At 45.5% G+C, this 220-nt stretch carries 1 pseudogene; it reads left to right on the top strand.

Features of this window, described 5'->3' with window-relative positions:
* A pseudogene (gene znuC / locus A3762_RS27165) lies at positions 1-220 on the top strand (zinc ABC transporter ATP-binding protein ZnuC); the annotation flags it as partial.

Raw genomic sequence — 220 nt, 5'->3', positions numbered from 1 at the left:
CACGATTAATAGATCACCTGACTTAAGTATTGGTTACGTTCCGCAAAAGCTTCACATTGATCAAACGCTACCGATGACGGTTGAGCGTTTTATGAGTCTACCTAAAAAGCACAGTAAGGCGAGTCTTGTTGAAGCACTCGAGATGGCAGGTGTTCCCAATCTCGGGAAGCAGCAATTAATGGACTTGTCAGGCGGGCAATTCCAACGCGTATTATTAGCG

It is taken from the genome of Oleiphilus sp. HI0125, from assembly GCF_001635355.1.
This window is presented reverse-complemented; position numbering and strand designations above follow the sequence as displayed.